Here is an 18334-nt window from a genome sequence, read left to right on the forward strand (position 1 = left end):
CGCTGATCTAGACTCGGGCCGGTCTGATAAACCCGAGTTCTGGAGCGTGCAATGGAAATGCTGACCAAAGAAAAAGCCATCGCCAGCAACCGCGATGCGTGGAATGACTCCGCCCGACACCACAAAGACAATCCCGAATGGCCGTCCCTGTTGAAGGCCGTGACACTGGGCGATTTCTGCTGCATCGACGACACGTTGCGCGGTGTGCTGGAGCAGGTCGGGGTCGACGGCAAGGACGTGGTGCAACTGGGCTGCAACAACGGCCGCGAAAGTCTTGCACTGTTTGCGCTCGGTGCCCGCAGCGTCGTCGGCGTTGACCAGTCCGCAGCGTTTCTCGACCAAGCGCGGGAACTGGCTTCCCGCTCGCCGCACGCGCCTGAATTCGTCGAGGCCGACATTCATCACCTGCCGAGTGAACTGCACCACCGGTTCGATGTGGCCCTGATCACCATCGGCGTATTGGGCTGGATGCCGGACATTGGCGAATTCTTCCGCCACGTCGCCCGCACCCTCAAGCCCGGCGGGGCGTTGGTGGTGTACGAAACCCACCCGTTCCTGGAAATGTTCGACCCCGAATCAGACGATCCCTTTCGCCCGGTCACTTCGTACTTCCGCCGTGAACCTTTCGTGCAGGACCAGCCGATCGTCTACGAAGGCAAAGTCGAACAGCAGGCCGCGACGTCCTACTGGTTCGTCCACACCCTGAGCGAGATGTTTACCGGCGCCATCGAATCGGGGTTGCAGATCAGCCACTTCAAGGAGTATCCGCACTCCAATCGGGAGGAGATTTATGATCAGTATCAGCAGCGAGAGGCGCAGTTGCCGTTGTGTTTTACGTGGGTGGGGGTGAAGTGCTGAATCAAGGTCACCACCGTCCTGTAGGAGCGTGGCTTGCCCGCGAAGAGGCCATTCGATTCACCCCAAATCCAAAGGACACCCCAACCGCGCCGCAATCCCCAACGGACAAAACCCGCGCTGGCCCGCTATCCTTTGCCCCACGCCCCTCAAACAGGTTCACCCATGCTTTCGGTCCAAGGCGTTTTCAAAAGCTACGCCACTCCGCAAGGTCCGCTGTCGGTGCTGCAAGGTGTCGACCTGACGCTGAAATCCGGCAGCAGCCTGGCGCTGATGGGCGAGTCGGGCAGCGGCAAAAGCACCTTGCTGCACTTGATCGCCGGGCTGGACAAGGTCGATAGCGGCAGCATCCGCAGTGGTGAACATCAGCTTGAACGAATGAGTGAAGGGCAACTGGCGAACTGGCGACGCACCGAAATCGGCCTGGTGTTCCAGCAGTTCAACCTGATCGGCAGTTTGCGCGTGGAGGACAATCTGGCGTTCCAGGCGCGGCTGGCGGGGCGGCATGATGCGCGCTGGCAGGCGCATCTGGTCAAGCGTCTGGGCCTGGGCGATGTGTTGCGGCGTTATCCCGAGCAGTTGTCCGGCGGCCAGCAACAGCGAGTCGCGCTGGGCCGGGCGCTGGCGTCGCAACCTAAACTGCTGCTGGCCGATGAACCCACCGGCAGCCTCGATGAAGCCACCAGCGATGAAGTGCTGAAGTTGTTGCTGGAACTGCTCGACGACAGTCCGACGACGTTGTTGATGGTCACTCACAGCCCGAGAGTGGCCGCGCGCCTGGCAGAAAAAGTGGTGCTGCACCGTGGCCGTCTGGCTGGCGCGGACGAGCACTGAGGTGCGGGTCTTTCGCGAGACGTTGCGGGCGCTGCTCAGCCATTGGCGGCAGCACCCGGTGCAGTTTTTCAGTGTGCTGACCGGGCTGTGGCTGGCCACCAGCCTGCTGACCGGTGTGCAGGCGCTCAACAGTCAGGCGCGGGAAAGTTACGCGCGAGCCAGTCAGCTGATCGGCGGTGAGCCGCAGGCCAGCCTCAGCGCACCCGGTGGCGGGACTTTTTCTCAGTCATTGTTTATCGAGCTGCGCCGCGCCGGTTGGCCGGTGTCGCCGGTGCTGCAAGGGCGGGTGACGCTCAAGGGCCATGAAGACCAGCGCTTGCAACTGATGGGCATCGAGCCGGTGTCGCTGCCGGCCGGTTCGGCGGTGGCCGGGCGGGCATTGGACATTGAGCAGATCGTCCGGTTTTTCAGCCCGCCGGGCAGCACCTGGATTTCGCCGCAGACGTTGCAAGCGTTGGGCATGCGCGAAGGCGAGCAGCCGCTGACGTTGAGCGGTGCCGCCTTGCCGCCGCTGCATGTACAAACCGACATGGCCCCCGGCGTGTTGCTGGTGGATATCGGCTTCGCCCAGCAGATTCTGGGGCTGCCGGAGCAACTGTCTCGTCTGCTGCTGCCCAAGGATTTCACCGCCACCTTGCCGGATCAGTTCAAAAGCCAGCTCCAACTCAAAAGCAGCGGCGAAGAAAACAACCTCTCGCGCCTCACCGAAAGTTTTCATCTGAACCTCGATGCCTTGGGTTTTCTGTCTTTCGTGGTCGGCCTGTTCATCGTTCACGCGGCCATCGGGCTGGCGCTGGAACAACGCCGAGGGCTGCTGCGAACCTTGCGCGCCTGTGGTGTCAGCGCACGGATGTTGATCGCTTGCCTCGCCGTTGAACTGGGCGGCCTGGCACTGATCGGCGGCCTCGCCGGCGTTACCAGCGGCTACCTGCTGGCCAGCGTGCTGCTGCCGGATGTCGCCGCCAGTTTGCGCGGTTTGTACGGTGCCGAAGTGGCGGGGCAGTTGAGCCTCAGTCCATGGTGGTGGCTCAGTGGCGTCGGCTTGAGCCTGTTCGGCGCGTTGTTGGCCGGTGCCAACAGTTTGTTGCGGGCGGCGCGTCTGCCGTTGCTGGCCCTGGCCGATCCGCAAGCCTGGCATCAGGCTCACGCTCGCTGGTTACGGCGCCAGGCGTGGGTCGCGGCGATTGCCGGCGTGATCGCGTTGCTGGCGCTGATCCGGGGCGACAGCCTCGCCAGTGGATTTGTGCTGATGGCGGCATTGTTGATCGGTGCCGCACTGGCGCTGCCGGTGGTGCTCAACAGCGTGCTGAACCTGACGCTGCATCGCAGCCGCTCGGTGCTCGGCCAATGGTTTCTCGCCGATTGCCGCCAGCAACTGCCGGCCCTGAGCCTGGCGCTGATGGCGCTGCTGTTGGCATTGGCGGCGAACATCGGCGCCGGCAGCATGACCGCCGGTTTCCGCCAGACCTTCAGCAATTGGCTCGAACAACGGCTGACTGCCGAGCTGTACGTGAATCCGCAAAATCCGGCCCAGGCCCGAGAACTGCAGAGCTGGCTCAAACAGCAACCCTCACTCAGCGCGGTGCTGCCCAACTGGCAGGTGTCGATCCAGTTGCAAGGCTGGCCGGCGGACGTGTTCGGCGTGATCGATCACCCGACCTATCGCCAGCACTGGCCGCTGTTGGAGGCCTTGGGCGACAACCCGTGGGACCGGCTGGCCAAGGACGACGCCTTGATGCTCAGCGAACAACTGGCGCGGCGGTTGAAAGTGCATCTGGGCGACCACCTGACGATTCCCACACCGGCGGGCCCCTGGTCGCCGCGAATCGTCGGGATCTACGCCGACTACGGCAACCCCAAGGGCCACCTCCTGGTCAACGTCAATCACCTGCTGCGCGGCTGGCCGCAACTGACGCCGAACCGTTTCAACCTGCGCATCGACCCGCCGTTGATTGCGCCGTTCCTGCAAACCCTGCAAGCGCGCTTCGCCCTCGATGACAGTCGCATCGTCGATCAGGCCCGGCTCAAGGGCTGGTCCACGCAAGTGTTCGAACGCACCTTCGCCGCCACTGCCGCACTGAACAGCCTGACCCTCGCTGTCGCGGGCGTGGCGCTGTTCATCAGCCTGCTGACCCAGAGTCAGAGCCGCCTCGGACAACTCGCGCCCCTGTGGGCGCTGGGCGTGACGCGCCGACAATTGATGCTGCTCAACCTCGGGCAAACCTGGCTGCTGGCAGTGCTGACGCTGATGTTGGCGTTGCCGTTGGGCATCGCGCTGGCGTGGTGCCTGGACACGGTGATCAACGTTCAGGCGTTCGGCTGGCGCCTGCCGTTGCGGGTCTTTCCGTTGCAGTTGTTGCAGTTGATGGGGCTGGCGCTGCTCGCGACCTTGCTGGCGTCGGCGTGGCCGCTGTACGCGCTGTATCGCTCGCAACCGGCGGACCTGCTGAGGACGTTTGCTCATGAGGATTAAGCTCGGCGCGTTGTTGCTGGCACTTTTTTTGAGCGGCTGCGATGACACGGCGCCGGTTGAAAAAGGCTTCGCCGGGCTCGGGGGTGAAGCCGCCGCGTTCACACCGGTAGTGCCCGGCCGGGTGTTCAGCTTCCCGGCGGATCACGGTCCCCACGATGGCTTTCGGATCGAGTGGTGGTACGTCACGGCTAACCTCAAGGACGATCAGGGCCGCGAGTTCGGCGTGCAATGGACGCTGTTTCGCAGTGCGTTGAAAGCCGCGCCCGAGGTGGCGGGTTGGGGCAATCAGGTGATCTGGTTGGGGCATGCTGCGGTGACCTCTGCCACGGTGCATCATGCTGCCGAGCGTTATTCCCGGGGCGGCGTTGGTCAGGCGGGTGTGAGTCTTGACCCGTTCAATGCGTGGATCGACGACTGGCGATTCAGCAGCCAGGGCGCCGATCCTCTGGCGGAGCTTCAACTCAGTGCCCGCGACAAGGCGTTCGGCTACCAGCTGCGGCTGACGTCCACGCGTCCACTGGTGCTTCAGGGCGACAAGGGTTTTAGTCAGAAATCCGAACAGGGCCAGGCGTCGTACTACTACAGCCAGCCGTTTTTCCAGGCCCGCGGCACGTTGGATATCGACGGCAAGGCCTATCAGGTCAGCGGTCCAGCCTGGCTTGACCGCGAGTGGAGCAGCCAGCCACTGACCGCCAATCAGACGGGTTGGGACTGGTTTTCCCTGCACCTGGACAGCGGCGAACAGGTCATGCTGTACCGCATGCGGCAGAAAAACGGCGAGCCGTATCTCACCGGCACCTGGATCGACGCGCAGGGCCAGACTCAGTTATTGCACGCCGCCGACATCATCCTCACGCCACAAGACACCGCGACAGTCGCCGGTCGTTCGATGCCGGTTCGCTGGTCAATCAAAATCCCCGCCAAGCACCTCGACATCACCCTCGATGCCCTCAATCGCAATGCCTGGATGAATTTGCGCATTCCATACTGGGAAGGTCCCGTTCGCCTGAGCGGCAGTCATGCGGGGCAGGGCTATCTGGAAATGACCGGGTATTGAGTCGCAGCCCTCGACAGCGCGTGCCTCGAAATACTCCGACGTACCGCGTCCACCCGTGCAAGAGACGGCGGACAATCGCTGAACAGCGTCTATGCTCAGTGGCACAGACGGCGCCGAACCTCGATTCAGAGCCGTCTGCTGCCATCCACCACAGGGAATGTTCCGCTTATGAAACTTCATGCTCTGACCAAAGCCATCACCCTCGCCACCGTGCTGTCCACTGTCAGCTTCAGCGCCGTGGCAGCGGACATTCCGTTGTCTGCCGTCGTTGAAGCCGATCAAGTCACGACCAAAGTCCTGGCCGTAGACGCCGCCAACCATCAAGTCGTCCTTGAAGGTGCTGAAGGCCGTGAGGTGAATGTACAACTGAGCGACAAAGCCAAGAATCTGGGTAACCTGAAGGTCGGTGATAAGGTCACTGTCGAGGTTATCCGCTCGGTTGCCGCTTACCTCGACACCGATGTCGACAAAGGTCTGCCGGGCTCTACCGAACGCACCGGAGAAATCCGCGCCACCAAAGACGACCCCAACCCTGGGGGTGAAGCCTTCCGTCAGGTACAGGTACAACTGCAAATCACCAAAATTGATGTGGCGAAAAACCAGGTGACCTTCAAGGGACCCCGCGGACACTCGAAAACCATCAACGTTGAAAAACCTGAAGTTCAGAAAAAACTGAAAGACTTGAAAGTAGGGCAGAGCGTCGTCGTGACCTATACCGATGTATTGAAAGTGACCACTCAACACTAAAGTTGAGTCTTGGCTCTACAGCTTGATCATTCCTGTACAGTTTCTTGTATAGGAATGATCAGAATTAATGGTCTAACTGGTGGGTTTAAAAAGTTGTCGGCGTGATATTGCAATCGACATTTTGTTAAACATTGTGTACACAAATTTCATGTTTATGCACACGGACATATCCGCCAACTTCTATTAAAATCCCTCCCGTTCGCCCAGTGTCAGGGCTCTTTACCAGTGCATGGATTGCCGAGGCCATTACACTGGGCGAACACCTTCTTCAAGTGCAATATGCACTGCATAAATCCGATAGGATGCCCAGCATTTCTTGTAAAGGATAAAAACGGCAGCCGCCGTTCTGACACGGATGAAACCTCTCTCCCTTTATCACCCGGCCCTCTACTGGCTGCGCGTGTGGCAAAAAAGACTGTTCCGCCAACTGGCGTGGCGCTTCTCCCGCAAACGTTACGCTCGCCCGAACGACACCTTTGAGCGCTTGCCGTATCGATACCTCAAACATACCTCCAAACTGATCCGCAAACTCGGCGACTCCGATGTACAGCTGCAACACAACAAAGTCGTGAACCTGAAATTGGCCGTGGCTTCAATAGACGGCGTGGTCATTGGCCCCGGTGAATACTTTTCATTCTGCCGTCTGGTCGGCCGACCGACCCGAAAACGCGGTTACGTCGAAGGCATGGAACTGTCCTTTGGTGAAGCACGCAGCGGCGTCGGTGGCGGGATTTGCCAACTAAGCAACCTGATCCACTGGATGGCGATTCACTCCCCGCTGCTGGTAGTCGAACGATCGAATCACAGCTTCGACCCATTTCCTGACGAGGGGCGCGTACTGCCATTCGGTTCCGGGGCGGCGATCTTTTACAACTACATCGACCTGGTGTTGCACAACCCGACGGATCGGCACTTTCAGCTGAAGTTGAAAGTGGCTGAGCAGCAGTTGGAGGGGGAGTTGTTGTGTGATCAGGTTGGAGCGTTTCGGTATCACGTTTATCAACGGGAACACCGGTTTGTGCGTGAAGGCGGGCGGGTGTTTCGGGAGAATGAAATCTGGCGGGATGTGAGGAGCAAGGGGCAGGAGAGTCAGGTATTGGAGAGTGCGCGGCTTTATAAGAATCGGGTGGTAGTCAAGTATGAGGTTGAAGAGAGTTTATTGGCTGAGCGTGCATAAAAAACGGGCGATCATTTGATCGCCCGTTTTTCTTAACTTGTTTTTTGCATCGGGTGCTTACTGGCGTCGAAATACTCCATGAAGCTCTGGCCCTGAGCAAAGGCTTTTTCAATCCTGGCGCTCTGTGCAACCAACTCGGCACTTGGCGTTGCCCATTGCTCCGGCGGCAGTGGTTTCGACCAGTCTGCAATCGAGTCCGGCAGCGCTTTCATACTGTAGCCATGGTCCCACTCTGCAACCCAGTAAGGGAAACGCCACCAAGTGATCAGGTGTGTCAGGTACCACCAGCCAACGCCTAACGCGGAACGCTCGTTGTGCTGGTATTCCTCATGCATATCGGCACGCTCTTGATCGAAGGTATGGCAGCCTTCGTAAGGCGCCTTGCCGGGGCAGTACTGCGGTCCTTTTTCCATATAAACGCGGATCGCTTCCCACTCGCCCAAGCCATGGATGGGTGTTGCTACGCCTCGGTTTACGAAGTGGACTGTGTCGGCCTTGGGGTCGTCGAAGGCCATGCCAAAGGTGTAAGTGCTGATGATGCCTTCGCCGGTTGAACCGGTGCTGACTGAGAGCCAGGCGACCAGTTCTTCCCATGGCTGGATGACGGGTACGTCGGAGTTGTTGGGGAAGAAACAGACTTCGCGGCGTTGGCGATTGAAGCGGATGGGGCGGGTCTTGGATTTATTGAGAGTGGTACTGATCACCGCATACAGTCCTAAAACCGCTGCGCCTGCCGCTCCCCAAGCACCGATGGCAGCACCCATGGGAAAAAACTCTTTGAAAATGTATATAAATGTTCGGTCGTAGGGATCACCGATACTCATCAAGCCTGCGATAAAAGGTCCTACTATCAAACTTACAATCAACAAGAGCATTACACTTGCGATCATCACTCTGGCCTGGAAAGCCTTATTGAAGTTGCTACTACCGACATCGAGATAAGTATCGTTGACCTCAAGAAAGCTTCCACCCAAGTCCATTGGTGTCTGCCCGGTAGGAATGGGTAGTGGTGAAAAGAACAATGTCTCGCCAGTGGCAAAACGTCGGGTCGCACCAGCGACAGGGCGCTGATTGCTCAAGTCCCGCCAATCACCGGGCTGTTTGATCTCTACGCTCATAATGCCGAACTATCCGCTGATTCCTTTGCCTCGGTTTTGCTGAGGTTGGCCTTGAAGTACGTCATGAAATCCTGTCCTTGAGAAAAGGCCTTTTCGATCTTTGCGCTTTGCTCGTTTAAAGCTGGGCTCGGTTTGGCCCACTGCTCAGGTGGTATAGATTTTGACCACTCAGCAATGGATTCAGGTAGAGACTTCATGCTGAAACGATGGTCCCATTCCGCTACCCAGTACGGAAAACGCCACCAAGTGATCAGGTGTGTCAGGTACCACCAGCCAACGCCTAAAGCGGAACGCTCGTTGTGCTGGTATTCCTCATGCATGTCTTGTCGTTCTTTATCGAAGGTGTGACGGCCTTCGTAGGGGGCTTTGCCAGGACAGAACTCTGGACCTTTTTCCATGTAGGCACGTATGGCTTCCCATTTGCCTAATCCATGAATAGGAGTCATGACCTCTTGTACAAGAAAGTGCACCGTATCGGCCTTGGGATTATCAATGGCCATGCCAAAGGTGTAGCTACTGATTACGCCTACTCCCGTAAACGCGGTGCTGACTGAGATCCACGCAACCGTGTCTTCCCAAGGCTGGATCACTGGTTCGTCGAAACCATCCGGGAAGTAACAGACCTCTCGGCGTTGACGGTTAAATCGGATAGGTCGAGTACGGGCATTGCTTCTGGTGGTGCTGATAATCGCGTACAGGCCGATCAGCGCTGCTCCTCCTCCACACCAGAGCGCTAGTGATAGTCCGAACTCAAAAAAATCGTTGAAGTAAAACCAAAAGCTTCTACCGAATGGATTTATGAATGCTGCGAAGCCCATCAAGGTTGGGAGAACAAATAGACAAACGAGAACTACGACTGTAGGAAGCGACACAGCTAAGCGTGTTTGAAAAGATTTGGTGAGGTTGCTGCTGCCCAAGTCCAGGTAGGTGTCGTTGACTTCAACGAAGCTTCCGCCGAGATCCATTGGGATTTGCCCGGTAGGAACGGGCACTGGTGAGAAGAATAATGCTTCACCTGTGGAAAAACGACGAGTTTCACCCGCCATGGGGCGGTTATTTTTGAGGTCAAGCTCGACTTGCTGTTCAGGTTTGGATGGCATGCTAGCTCAATTGAAAAGTCGGATGACTACAGCGAGTCGATTGTTACTCGCAGCCAAGAGGCATCTGTGCGCGCGTCCTTAACTTAGATAGTCTTGGATGCAGTTTGCCATTCTGCGCGTTTAGTGAGATGTCTGTAAATTGTTTAATATGAGCTTGGCTAGTATTTAGTGCGCCTCATAAGGAACTATTTGTCTCTACTTCTCAATATCAACCAGTCTCGTGGTAGGACCATCTGATTGAAGGCGCTCCAGCACAATCTTCGGCCAACGATTACGCGAGCGACGTTTAGCTATTTTGTACGTGAGATCTTGAACTAGGTTCAGGGGGTGGAAAAACAAGTTTCCCAAGAACATTGCGGCATCAATGCCACTTAAATAGTTTATGCTATCGGTAGCAGCTTTTTTTTCTGCAATGACTTGTAGGGTGTGACCAAGAAACTCCGACTGTTTGAGGTTCGATGCTAGTAAATCTTTTACGAATGTATCTGATTTGCTTGAGTTGCCATTTTTGTCAAACCAAGGCCCGTTATTCATGTAAGCGAGGATGTACTCCCAAAAGCCCTTTTGCATTTCAAGGGTTTTTCCTATTGGAGAACCAAGGCTAATCATCAATGTATTTTTTGGGTCGCCGAATCGCTGAACCATGATTTCCAAAGAGGTATTTTTCATTCCGGCGGTATAGGGTCCGACCATCTGAAATTCGCACGTTAGTGCTTCCAGGCCATCCCAGGGGGCATGAAACAGTTCCCCGTTGTTGTCAAAATATACTTCGCGGGTGCGTCTGTTGAACATTATAGGTAACGGTAATCGGCGAAAAATCTCCCAAAAAAATGGGATCAGAACCAGTGGAGTTGCGACAATCAGAGCATTGCCGGCACCTGCGTAATTGCCATTTGCGAGTAACCACAGGGCTATAAGCAAGCAGGGAATCGATCCGAACGCCATTACGCCCGTGAGGAGACCTCGGTCCGTATCTCCTCCGGTTTTTAACGACAAAAAATTCTCAGTATGCTCATCGGTGATAAACAACTCCATTGGTGCTTCGCCGGTAGTTTCATTCCATTTTAAGCTGGCATGAGGCACCTCCCCGTACTTGGTCCGGGCTTGATGGGCCAGATTCTTCACAACCATGCGAGTTCCTTGATTTCAATTGGTGGCAAGGTCATACCTTCTAGTGGTGAATAGCTAAGCGTGCAATATTTTCAATGTCGGTCAGTTTCGTAGATGGCCCATCCGACTGCAAGCGCTCAAGTACGATTTTCGGCCAGCGATTACGGGATCTACGTTTAGCGATGTTGTAGGTGAAATCTTGAATGCGGCTTGAAGGATAAAAAAATAAGTTTGCTGAAATCATTACAAAATCAATGCCGCTCAGGTAGTTTGTTTCTGCGGAGGTGGATTTTTTCTCAGCAATAGTCTGGCGAGTGTGTTTTAGAAAGTCAGATTGCTTTAGGTTTGCTTCTAACTGGCTTTTGACGAAGGCGTCAGACTGGCTGTGAGCGCCGGTTTTATCAAACCAAGGCCCGTTGTTCATGTAGGATCGGATGTATTCCCAAAATCCTTTTTGCATGTCCAGTGTTTTTCCTGTGGGGCTGCCAAGACTAACCATGAGTATGTTCTGAGGCTTATCAAATTGCTGGAGGACCACTTCAAGAGATGCATTGTTTATACCTGTAGTATAAGGGCCGATAATCTGAAACTCGCAAGCAACCGCTTGGGCTACACTCCATGGTGAGTGAAATAGTTCGCCATTGTTGTCGAAATAAATCTCTTTAGTGCGCCGATTAAATAATACCGGTAGAGGGAGTGGGCGGAGAATTTCCCAGAGAAATGGAATCAGAAGCATTGGCAGGCCAACTAAAAGACCGTTTATTCCGCCTTCAGTTTTTCCTGTAGAAAAAAACCAAATAGCCATGAGTAGACAAGGAACAGCTCCTAGGGCCATCAGCCCGGTGATCAGTCCACGATCAGTATCGGCGCTGGTTTTTAGTGATAAATAGTTTTCTGTATGTTCATCCGTAATAAAGAGCTCCATCGGAGCTTGCCCGGTGGGCTCATTTGCGGTCAGAACAATACTGGACGCTTCGCCATACTTGGTACGCGCTTCTTGAATGATATCTTTTAAAGTCATGCTATTTCTTTGCTCCTTCTATGGAATAGCATCTGTATTTTCCAAGTCGATCAATCTGGTCGTAGGTCCATTGTGTTTTAGCCGCTCAAGTACGATATGTGGCCAGCGATTGCGTGATCTTCGCTGTGCCATGTTATAAGTGAAATTATGTATTAAATTTGATGGGTAAAACATTAGGTGGCCGATAAGCATAAGTGAATCTATGCCGCTTAAGTAATTTTTTCCGCCTGCTGTGGTTTTTTTGTTCGCGATGGTTTGGCGCCAGTGTCCAAGAATTTGCGATTGATTGAGGTTTGCCGAAAGCTGCGCTCTAACAAAATTATCTGATTCACTATGGTTCCCGTTTTTATCGAACCATGGCCCATTATTCATGTAGGAACGGATGTACTCCCAGAATCCCTTCTGCATGTCGAGGGTTTTACCTATTGGTGAGCCTAGGCTAATCATTAATGAATTGTCAGGGGCGAAAAAGCGATGAAGCATTATTTCTAAAGACGTATTTCCAATGCTACCAGTATATGGGCCGATAATTTGAAACTCGCATGCCATTGCTTGAATTTCATCCCAGGGGGAGTGAAATAGCTCACCTTCATTTTCAACGTAGACCTCACGAGTGCGGCGATTGAATAGAATGGGTAGAGGAAGAGGTCGACAGACTTCATATAAGAAAGGAATTAAAAACATCGGGATCGCAATGGCGAGAGACAAAGCTGCCAGCGCCCATTCAGCTTCCATCGCCATCCATAGTGACAGAAGCAGGCCAAGCGGAGACGCGATACCTGCAAGCAAACCTGTCATTGCCCCCCGTTCAGCGTCGCCGCTCATTTTCAAGGTGAGATAATTTTCAGTGTGTTCATCGGTAATGAATAGCTCTATAGGGGCCTTGCCTGTTGGTTTCTCAGCCCTGAGAATTACCGTAGGCGGGGCTCCATATTTTGCATTCGACTGTCTTATAAGATCACCCAGTACCATGTGATTCCCTTGTTTTCTGGTAGGGATGTGCATTCCGAATGCATATCTTGAAAAAGATAGAACGACCTGTTTTCATGAGGTCGTAGTAAATAGATTGCCCTTTTACGCCTTATACAGAACAACATCTATATTTTCCTAATCTGTCAGTCTGGTCGCAGGGCCATTATGCCTTAGTCGCTCAAGCACTATGTTCGGCCAGCGATTGCGCGATCTCCTTTTTGCGATTTTATAAGTAAAGTGCTGTATTAGGTTTGATGGGTAAAACATTAAATGGGCAAGAAACATAAGTGCGTCTATACCACTTAAGTAATTTTTCCCGTCTGCCGCAGCTTTTTTTTCTGCGATAGTCTGGCGCCAGTGACCAAGGAGCTGGGATTGATCGATGTTCGCAGAAAGTTGCATTTTTACAAAGTTGTCTGAATCACTATGATTTCCATTTTTATCGAACCATGGACCATTATTCATGTAGGAGCGAATGTATTCCCAGAATCCTTTCTGCATGTCCAGTGTTTTTCCTACCGGAGATCCTAGGCTCACCATAAGCGCGTTTTCAGGGTTTTGATACCGATGAACCATAATTTCTAAAGATGCGTTTTTCATACCAGCAGTGTAGGGGCCGACTATTTGAAATTCACATGCAACGGCTTGGATACCATCCCATGGACAGTGAAACAACGCCCCTTCATGATCAAAATAGACCTCGCGAGTCCTGCGGTTGAAAAGTATCGGTAGAGGAAGTGGTCGAAGTGTCTCCCATAGGAACGGGGCAAGGAAAAGCGGAACGCCAAACACCACTGGCCATATTACGGCTTCCCATCGGCCTTGAAGCGCCATCCACAACCCCATGACAAGACAAAGACTTGAGCAAATACCGCCAAGAATACCGGTCAACATTCCTCGGTCAGAGTCCCCTCCAACCTGAAGTGATAGGTATTGCTCAGTGTGTTCATCCGTAATGAAAAGCTCCATAGGAGCCTTGCCTGTGGGCTGATCTGCACTTAGAACTATCCGGCTAGTTGCATGTGCGAGACCGCGGGGCTGTTCGATCTCTACGCTCATAATGCCGAACTATCCGCAGATTCTTTTGCCTCGGTTTTGCTGAGGTTGGCCTTGAAGTACGTCATGAAGTCCTGTCCTTGAGCATAGGCTCTTTCAATCTTCGCGCTTTGCTCATTCAAAGCTGAGCTCGGTTTGGCCCATTGCTCAGACGGTAAGGGTTTGGACCACTCAGCAATCGAGTTAGGTAGGGACTTCATGCTGAAACGATGATCCCATTCCGCTACCCAGTACGGAAAACGCCACCAGGTGATCAGGTGTGTCAGGTACCACCAGCCAACGCCTAAAGCGGAACGCTTGTTGTGCTGGTATTCCTCGTGCATGTCTTGTCGTTCTTTATCGAAGGTGTGACGCCCTTCGTAGGGTGCTTTGCCGGGGCAGAACTCTGGACCTTTTTCCATGTAGACGCGTATGGCTTCCCATTTGCCCAAGCCATGAGCAGGAGTCATTACGCCTTGTCTCACAAAGTGCACTACGTCAGCTCCGGAGTCGTCGAACGCCATACCAAAGGTATAGGCGCTTGTTACTCCCACTCCAGTCACACCTGTACTGATTGAGAGCCAAGATACTGTCTCTTCCCATGGTTGAATGACAGGAGCGTCAGAACCTTCGGGGAAAAAGCAGACTTCACGACGTTGGCGGTTGAATCGAATTGGACGGGTGCGGGACTTCGCTCTGGTAGTGCTCAAAATAACGTAAGTACCCAGAAGCGCGGCTATTGCTCCTCCCCAAAGACTAAAGGTCACACCGAAATGGAACATACCTGCAGCTCTGTCCCAAAATGATTCGGAAAATGGATTTCCCCAAGTAGTAGATCCTGCAAGCAAAGGCAGAACAATCAGACATGAGAAGATGAACATCATACCGAGCCCAATCATTGCCCTAGCTTGGAAAGCCTTGCCGAAATTACTACTGCCCAAGTCGAGGAATGTCTCGTTGACTTCAACGAAGCTTCCGCCGAAATCCATGGGGATTTGCCCGGTAGGCACCGGCAGTGGCGACAAAAATAGAGCCTCTCCAGTAGCAAAACGACGAGTTTCACCGGCGGCAGGGCGCTGCTGTTTAATATCGAACTCGTCGTGCTGCGCAGAGATTGGTGTCATTCGGAAAGCCATAAAGGGTGTTCGGCCTAGGACGCGCCCACTGTGGGCTCTTGAGCCGGTTCGGAAAATTTCACCTTGAAGTAATCCAGCAGGTTTTGCCCTTTGGCAAAGGCCTTCCGGATTTCAGCGCTTTCCTCGAGCAACGCTTCGCTCGGCATAGCGTGCTGGTCAGGGGGGAGAGGTCTTGACCATTCCAGGACTTCTTTAGGGAAGGCGGCTTTGGGGCGGTTGTTGACCCAACCAGAGATGTAGCACGGCAAAGTCCAGCCGCTGAAAAATTGAATGACCAGAAAGCCCCCTACGTAGCGTAGAAATGAATGATCCGCGCGGTAGCTACGTCGACACAAGTGGAAAAAGGGAACGCTGCCTTCTTCAAACTCTTCAGTTTCATCAGATGGCAGCGAGAAACTTCCCACTTCCATGTACATGCGGATCGCCTCCCATTCGGACACTGCCAGACTCAAACTGCTGCTCGGCACTACGGACCACAAGACATCGCCACTGGCACTATCACGCAAACCGATCATTAGCTTGTACTCGGGCATCACCGCATATTGAGTAATAAGCGGGCCCGCGGATACACAAGCGATTGCCTCCTCCCAAGGGACATAGCGTGGCGCGGCCCCCTTTTTTGGTACGAACACAACCTCACGGCGTTGTCGGTTAAAGCGGATAGGGGGGTGAACAGTGATCTGGCGGACTGCATAACAAAATATACAAACGTAAACGGCGGAAAGGCACCAGATGAATCCCTGAACGTAGGCGTTTGTAAAAAAATCTATCCAACTGGTCCAGAAAGGCTGAACGTCTCTTCTCAGCCACGAGCCAAAACCTGATACAAAAAGGAAGAAGAGGGTGATGAACATTACCGAACCGATGCCTGCACGAGCCATGAACTCGAAATTTGCACGGCCGACTGCAAAGTCCAGAAAGACATCGCTGGTGTCACGATGCAGCTGGCGAGCACTGAAAGGCGGCAGACCTGTGGGTACTGGCCTAGGTGATAGGTAGACAATCTCTGTGCCGGAGTCACTTTCAAAGTCTCCGGCATGAGGTAGTCGGTCGTATTTATGCTTCAAGGACGCGGCTCATCGTTTTCATTCAGTTATTTATCGATTCTTCTGTCTTGTTTGCGTTTAGATTTGCCTTGAAGTAAGTCATGAAATCTTGTCCCTGAGTAAAAGCCTTCTCGATCTTGGCGCTTTGCTCTTTTAGAGCTTGACTCGGCTTGGCCCACTGCTCAGGCGGTAGAGATTTTGACCATTCAGCAATGGAATTAGGTAGAGACTTCATGCTGTAGCGGTGGTCCCATTCCGCTACCCAGTACGGAAAGCGCCACAGGGTGATTAGATGGGAAAAGTACCACCAGCCAACTCCAAGCACGGAGCGGTCGCCTTCGCGGTATTCCTGACTAATGGTTTCACGTTGTTGATCGAATGTGTGTCGACCTTCATATGGCGCCTTGCCGGGGCAAAATTTCGGGCCTTTTTCCATGTAGATACGTATTGCTTCCCACTTGCTTAATGCATGGGTCGGCGTCATAACTTGTTGGTTAACAAAGTGCACTTTATTATGTTTTTGGTCGTCGAATGCCATTCCAAAAGTGTAACTGCTCATGACGCCTACACCTGTAACACCCGTGCTGACGGAAAGCCATGAGACCATTTCTTCCCATGGCTGGATGACCTGCTCGTCGGACCCGTTGGGAAAGAAGCAAACCTCACGTCGTTGTCGATGGAAGCGGATTGGACGGCTTCGAGTTTTATTAAAAGTACTGCTGAGAATTACGTAAATCCCCATAGCTGAGAAACCCAAGGCCCCCCACATAGCAAATTCCAATCCTGGAAAGAAAAACTCTAAAAAATTATCTGAAAAGCTTCGGCCATAAGGATCCCCAAAAGCTGTTAGGCCAATGATAAGGGGGCCGATTACAACGCATGTGATTATAAAAGCCATGACGAGTCCAATCATGGCTTGTGTTTGAAATGCCTTGTTGAAATTACTGCTTCCTATGTCGAGATAAGATTCATTGATTTCTATGAAGCTTCCATCTAAGTCCATAGGGTTGTCGCCAGTAGGGACGGGGAGTGGAGCCAGGAATACGGCCTCGCCCGTCGCAAATTTACGTACTTCTCCGGCTATCGGTTTTTGAAGTTTTATATTGATTTCATCGATTGTGTCATTGTTAGGTGCTGGCATCAGATTGACCGGATGTTTGAGGTTTGGTGGATGTGTTTAGATAGTCATGGGTTATGAGTGCCCAAGGAAACGTTTGTAAAAAAACTATCCATCTAGTCCAGGAAGGCTGAGCGTCTCTTCTCAGTCACGAGCCAAAACTTGATACAAAAAGGAAGAAAAGGGTGATGAACATTACCGAGCCGATGCCTGCACGAACCATGAACTTGAAATTTTCACTCCCGACAGCGAAGTCCAAATAAACGTCGTCGGTGTCTCTATGTAATTGCCTTGCAATGATATGCCAGTAGATATAGGTCGAGGTGCTCAGTAGGCAATCTCTGCGCCGGATTCACTTTTAAAGTCTCCTGCATGAGGTAGTCGATCGTATTTATGCTTAAAGGAAGCGGCTCATCGTTTTCATTTAGTTGTTTTTCGATTCTTCTGTCTTATTTGCATTTAGATTTGCCTTGAAGTAAGTCATGAAATCTTGTCCCTGAGCGAAGGCCTTCTCGATCTTGGCGCTTTGCTCTTTCAAAGCTTGGCTCGGCTTGGCCCATTGCTCAGACGGTAAAGGTTTAGACCACTCAGCAATGGATTCAGGTAGAGACTTCATGCTGAAACGATGGTCCCATTCCGCTACCCAGTACGGAAAACGCCACCAAGTGATCAGGTGTGTCAGGTACCACCAGCCAACGCCTAAAGCAGAGCGCTCGTTGTGCTGGTATTCCTCATGCATGTCTTGTCGTTCTTTATCGAAGGTGTGACGACCCTCGTAGGGTGCTTTGCCAGGGCAGAATTCTGGACCTTTTTCCATGTAGATACGTATGGCCTCCCATTTGCCCAAGCCATGGATGGCTGTTGCTACGCCTTGGTTTACAAAATGGACTTTGTCGGACTTGGGATCGTCGAAGGCCATGCCGAAGGTGTAAGTGCTGATGATGCCTTCGCCTGTTGAACCGGTGCTGACTGAGAGCCAGGCGACCAGTTCTTCCCATGGCTGGATGACTGGCTCGTCGGAGTTGTTGGGGAAGAAACAGGCTTCGCGGCGTTGGCGGTTGAAGCGAATGGGGTGGGTGCGGGATTTGGTGAGTGTGGAACTGATGACAACATAACAGCCGATAATGGCAAATGCCGCGCCGCCCCAACCGGAAATCCACAGACCAAATTCAAAAAACTCGCTGAAATACCATGAGAAGTTACGTCCAAAAGGGTTGTTGAATGTTGATAATCCCATAATTGTAGGTAAGACCAGCAGGCAAGAAATTTTGAAACCCATGCACCGACCAATCATTGCTCTGGCTTGAAATGCTTTACCAAAACTGCTGCTACCAATGTCCAGATATATGTCATTTATCTCAACAATGCTCCCACCCAAATCCGAGGGTATTTGCCCGGTAGGCACCGGCAGTGGCGACAAAAATAGAGCCTCTCCAGTAGCAAAACGACGAGTTTCACCGGCGGCAGGGCGCTGCTGTTTAATATCGAACTCGTCGTGCTGCGCAGAGATAGGTGTCATTCGGAAAGCCATAAACG

The 18334-nt window shown here is 53.2% G+C and carries 16 protein-coding genes; 6 read left to right on the plus strand and 10 right to left on the minus strand.

Going from position 1 to position 18334, the window contains the following annotated elements:
- Nucleotides 1-51: 51 nt before the first annotated feature.
- The 6 genes from ACM6IO_RS02200 (at nucleotide 52) to ACM6IO_RS02225 (ending at nucleotide 7143) form a co-directional block, all read left to right on the plus strand.
- Complete coding sequence (locus ACM6IO_RS02200) at nucleotides 52-858, plus strand: class I SAM-dependent methyltransferase (RefSeq protein ID WP_414910814.1); 807 nt, start codon at nucleotides 52-54, stop codon at nucleotides 856-858.
- Between the two features lie 162 nt (nucleotides 859-1020).
- Complete coding sequence (locus tag ACM6IO_RS02205) at nucleotides 1021-1689, plus strand: ABC transporter ATP-binding protein (RefSeq protein WP_008034147.1); 669 nt, start codon at nucleotides 1021-1023, stop codon at nucleotides 1687-1689.
- Between the two features lies 1 nt (nucleotide 1690).
- A complete protein-coding gene (locus ACM6IO_RS02210) occupies nucleotides 1691-4162 on the plus strand; it encodes an FtsX-like permease family protein (protein ID WP_414910836.1) in 2472 nt (823 codons plus the stop codon).
- A complete protein-coding gene (locus ACM6IO_RS02215; protein WP_414910815.1) occupies nucleotides 4152-5219 on the plus strand; it encodes a lipocalin-like domain-containing protein in 1068 nt (355 codons plus the stop codon). The genes ACM6IO_RS02210 and ACM6IO_RS02215 overlap by 11 nt, the downstream gene beginning before the upstream one ends.
- Nucleotides 5220-5387: 168 nt before the next feature.
- On the plus strand, nucleotides 5388-5966 hold the full coding sequence (locus ACM6IO_RS02220; RefSeq protein ID WP_008043603.1) for a hypothetical protein: 579 nt from the start codon (nucleotides 5388-5390) through the stop codon (nucleotides 5964-5966).
- A gap of 355 nt (nucleotides 5967-6321) precedes the next feature.
- Nucleotides 6322-7143, plus strand: a complete 822-nt coding sequence (locus ACM6IO_RS02225) for a VanW family protein (protein ID WP_414910816.1) — start codon at nucleotides 6322-6324, stop codon at nucleotides 7141-7143.
- A 32-nt stretch (nucleotides 7144-7175) separates the two neighbouring features.
- Here ACM6IO_RS02225 and ACM6IO_RS02230 read toward each other — a convergent pair whose 3' ends face one another.
- From ACM6IO_RS02230 to ACM6IO_RS02275, 10 genes are all read right to left on the minus strand, one after another.
- Nucleotides 7176-8261 carry a DUF6708 domain-containing protein gene (locus ACM6IO_RS02230; RefSeq protein ID WP_414910817.1) on the minus strand — a complete coding sequence of 362 codons (1086 nt, stop codon included), beginning with the start codon at nucleotides 8259-8261 and terminating at the stop codon, nucleotides 7176-7178.
- The gene (locus ACM6IO_RS02235; protein WP_414910818.1) at nucleotides 8258-9361 is read right to left on the minus strand and encodes a DUF6708 domain-containing protein; all 1104 of its coding nucleotides are present in this window, start codon (nucleotides 9359-9361) and stop codon (nucleotides 8258-8260) included. The genes ACM6IO_RS02230 and ACM6IO_RS02235 overlap by 4 nt, the downstream gene beginning before the upstream one ends.
- Nucleotides 9362-9556: 195 nt before the next feature.
- Nucleotides 9557-10492 (minus strand): hypothetical protein, encoded by a 936-nt coding sequence (locus ACM6IO_RS02240; RefSeq protein ID WP_414910819.1) that lies wholly within the window; start codon nucleotides 10490-10492, stop codon nucleotides 9557-9559.
- A gap of 40 nt (nucleotides 10493-10532) precedes the next feature.
- The gene (locus ACM6IO_RS02245) at nucleotides 10533-11492 is read right to left on the minus strand and encodes a hypothetical protein (RefSeq protein ID WP_414910820.1); all 960 of its coding nucleotides are present in this window, start codon (nucleotides 11490-11492) and stop codon (nucleotides 10533-10535) included.
- 18 nt (nucleotides 11493-11510) lie between these two features.
- A complete protein-coding gene (locus ACM6IO_RS02250) occupies nucleotides 11511-12497 on the minus strand; it encodes a hypothetical protein (protein WP_414910821.1) in 987 nt (328 codons plus the stop codon).
- A 102-nt stretch (nucleotides 12498-12599) separates the two neighbouring features.
- Nucleotides 12600-13433 (minus strand): hypothetical protein, encoded by an 834-nt coding sequence (locus ACM6IO_RS02255; RefSeq protein WP_414910822.1) that lies wholly within the window; start codon nucleotides 13431-13433, stop codon nucleotides 12600-12602.
- Between the two features lie 86 nt (nucleotides 13434-13519).
- Nucleotides 13520-14623 (minus strand): DUF6708 domain-containing protein, encoded by a 1104-nt coding sequence (locus ACM6IO_RS02260; RefSeq protein WP_414910823.1) that lies wholly within the window; start codon nucleotides 14621-14623, stop codon nucleotides 13520-13522.
- Between the two features lie 26 nt (nucleotides 14624-14649).
- Complete coding sequence (locus ACM6IO_RS02265) at nucleotides 14650-15702, minus strand: hypothetical protein (RefSeq protein ID WP_414910824.1); 1053 nt, start codon at nucleotides 15700-15702, stop codon at nucleotides 14650-14652.
- Nucleotides 15703-15724: 22 nt separating this feature from the next.
- Complete coding sequence (locus tag ACM6IO_RS02270) at nucleotides 15725-16822, minus strand: DUF6708 domain-containing protein (protein ID WP_414910825.1); 1098 nt, start codon at nucleotides 16820-16822, stop codon at nucleotides 15725-15727.
- A gap of 400 nt (nucleotides 16823-17222) precedes the next feature.
- Nucleotides 17223-18317: a DUF6708 domain-containing protein gene (locus ACM6IO_RS02275; RefSeq protein WP_414910826.1), complete on the minus strand. Its 1095-nt coding sequence runs from the start codon at nucleotides 18315-18317 to the stop codon at nucleotides 17223-17225.
- Nucleotides 18318-18334: the final 17 nt, after the last annotated feature.

It is taken from the genome of Pseudomonas sp. IT-P44, from assembly GCF_949768225.1.
GTDB lineage: Bacteria > Pseudomonadota > Gammaproteobacteria > Pseudomonadales > Pseudomonadaceae > Aquipseudomonas > Aquipseudomonas migulae.

What these genes read in the sequence shown, in the direction of transcription:
- ACM6IO_RS02200 (WP_414910814.1), top strand. Translation starts at nt 52, where the DNA reads ATGGAAATGCTGACCAAAGAAAAAGCCATCGCCAGCAACCGCGATGCG.
- ACM6IO_RS02205 (WP_008034147.1), top strand. Translation starts at nt 1,021, where the DNA reads ATGCTTTCGGTCCAAGGCGTTTTCAAAAGCTACGCCACTCCGCAAGGT.
- ACM6IO_RS02215 (WP_414910815.1), top strand. Translation starts at nt 4,152, where the DNA reads ATGAGGATTAAGCTCGGCGCGTTGTTGCTGGCACTTTTTTTGAGCGGC.
- ACM6IO_RS02220 (WP_008043603.1), top strand. Translation starts at nt 5,388, where the DNA reads ATGAAACTTCATGCTCTGACCAAAGCCATCACCCTCGCCACCGTGCTG.
- ACM6IO_RS02225 (WP_414910816.1), top strand. Translation starts at nt 6,322, where the DNA reads ATGAAACCTCTCTCCCTTTATCACCCGGCCCTCTACTGGCTGCGCGTG.
- ACM6IO_RS02230 (WP_414910817.1), bottom strand. Translation starts at nt 8,261, where the DNA reads ATGAGCGTAGAGATCAAACAGCCCGGTGATTGGCGGGACTTGAGCAAT.
- ACM6IO_RS02235 (WP_414910818.1), bottom strand. Translation starts at nt 9,361, where the DNA reads ATGCCATCCAAACCTGAACAGCAAGTCGAGCTTGACCTCAAAAATAAC.
- ACM6IO_RS02240 (WP_414910819.1), bottom strand. Translation starts at nt 10,492, where the DNA reads ATGGTTGTGAAGAATCTGGCCCATCAAGCCCGGACCAAGTACGGGGAG.
- ACM6IO_RS02245 (WP_414910820.1), bottom strand. Translation starts at nt 11,492, where the DNA reads ATGACTTTAAAAGATATCATTCAAGAAGCGCGTACCAAGTATGGCGAA.
- ACM6IO_RS02250 (WP_414910821.1), bottom strand. Translation starts at nt 12,497, where the DNA reads ATGCACATCCCTACCAGAAAACAAGGGAATCACATGGTACTGGGTGAT.
- ACM6IO_RS02255 (WP_414910822.1), bottom strand. Translation starts at nt 13,433, where the DNA reads ATGGAGCTTTTCATTACGGATGAACACACTGAGCAATACCTATCACTT.
- ACM6IO_RS02260 (WP_414910823.1), bottom strand. Translation starts at nt 14,623, where the DNA reads ATGACACCAATCTCTGCGCAGCACGACGAGTTCGATATTAAACAGCAG.
- ACM6IO_RS02270 (WP_414910825.1), bottom strand. Translation starts at nt 16,822, where the DNA reads ATGCCAGCACCTAACAATGACACAATCGATGAAATCAATATAAAACTT.
- ACM6IO_RS02275 (WP_414910826.1), bottom strand. Translation starts at nt 18,317, where the DNA reads ATGACACCTATCTCTGCGCAGCACGACGAGTTCGATATTAAACAGCAG.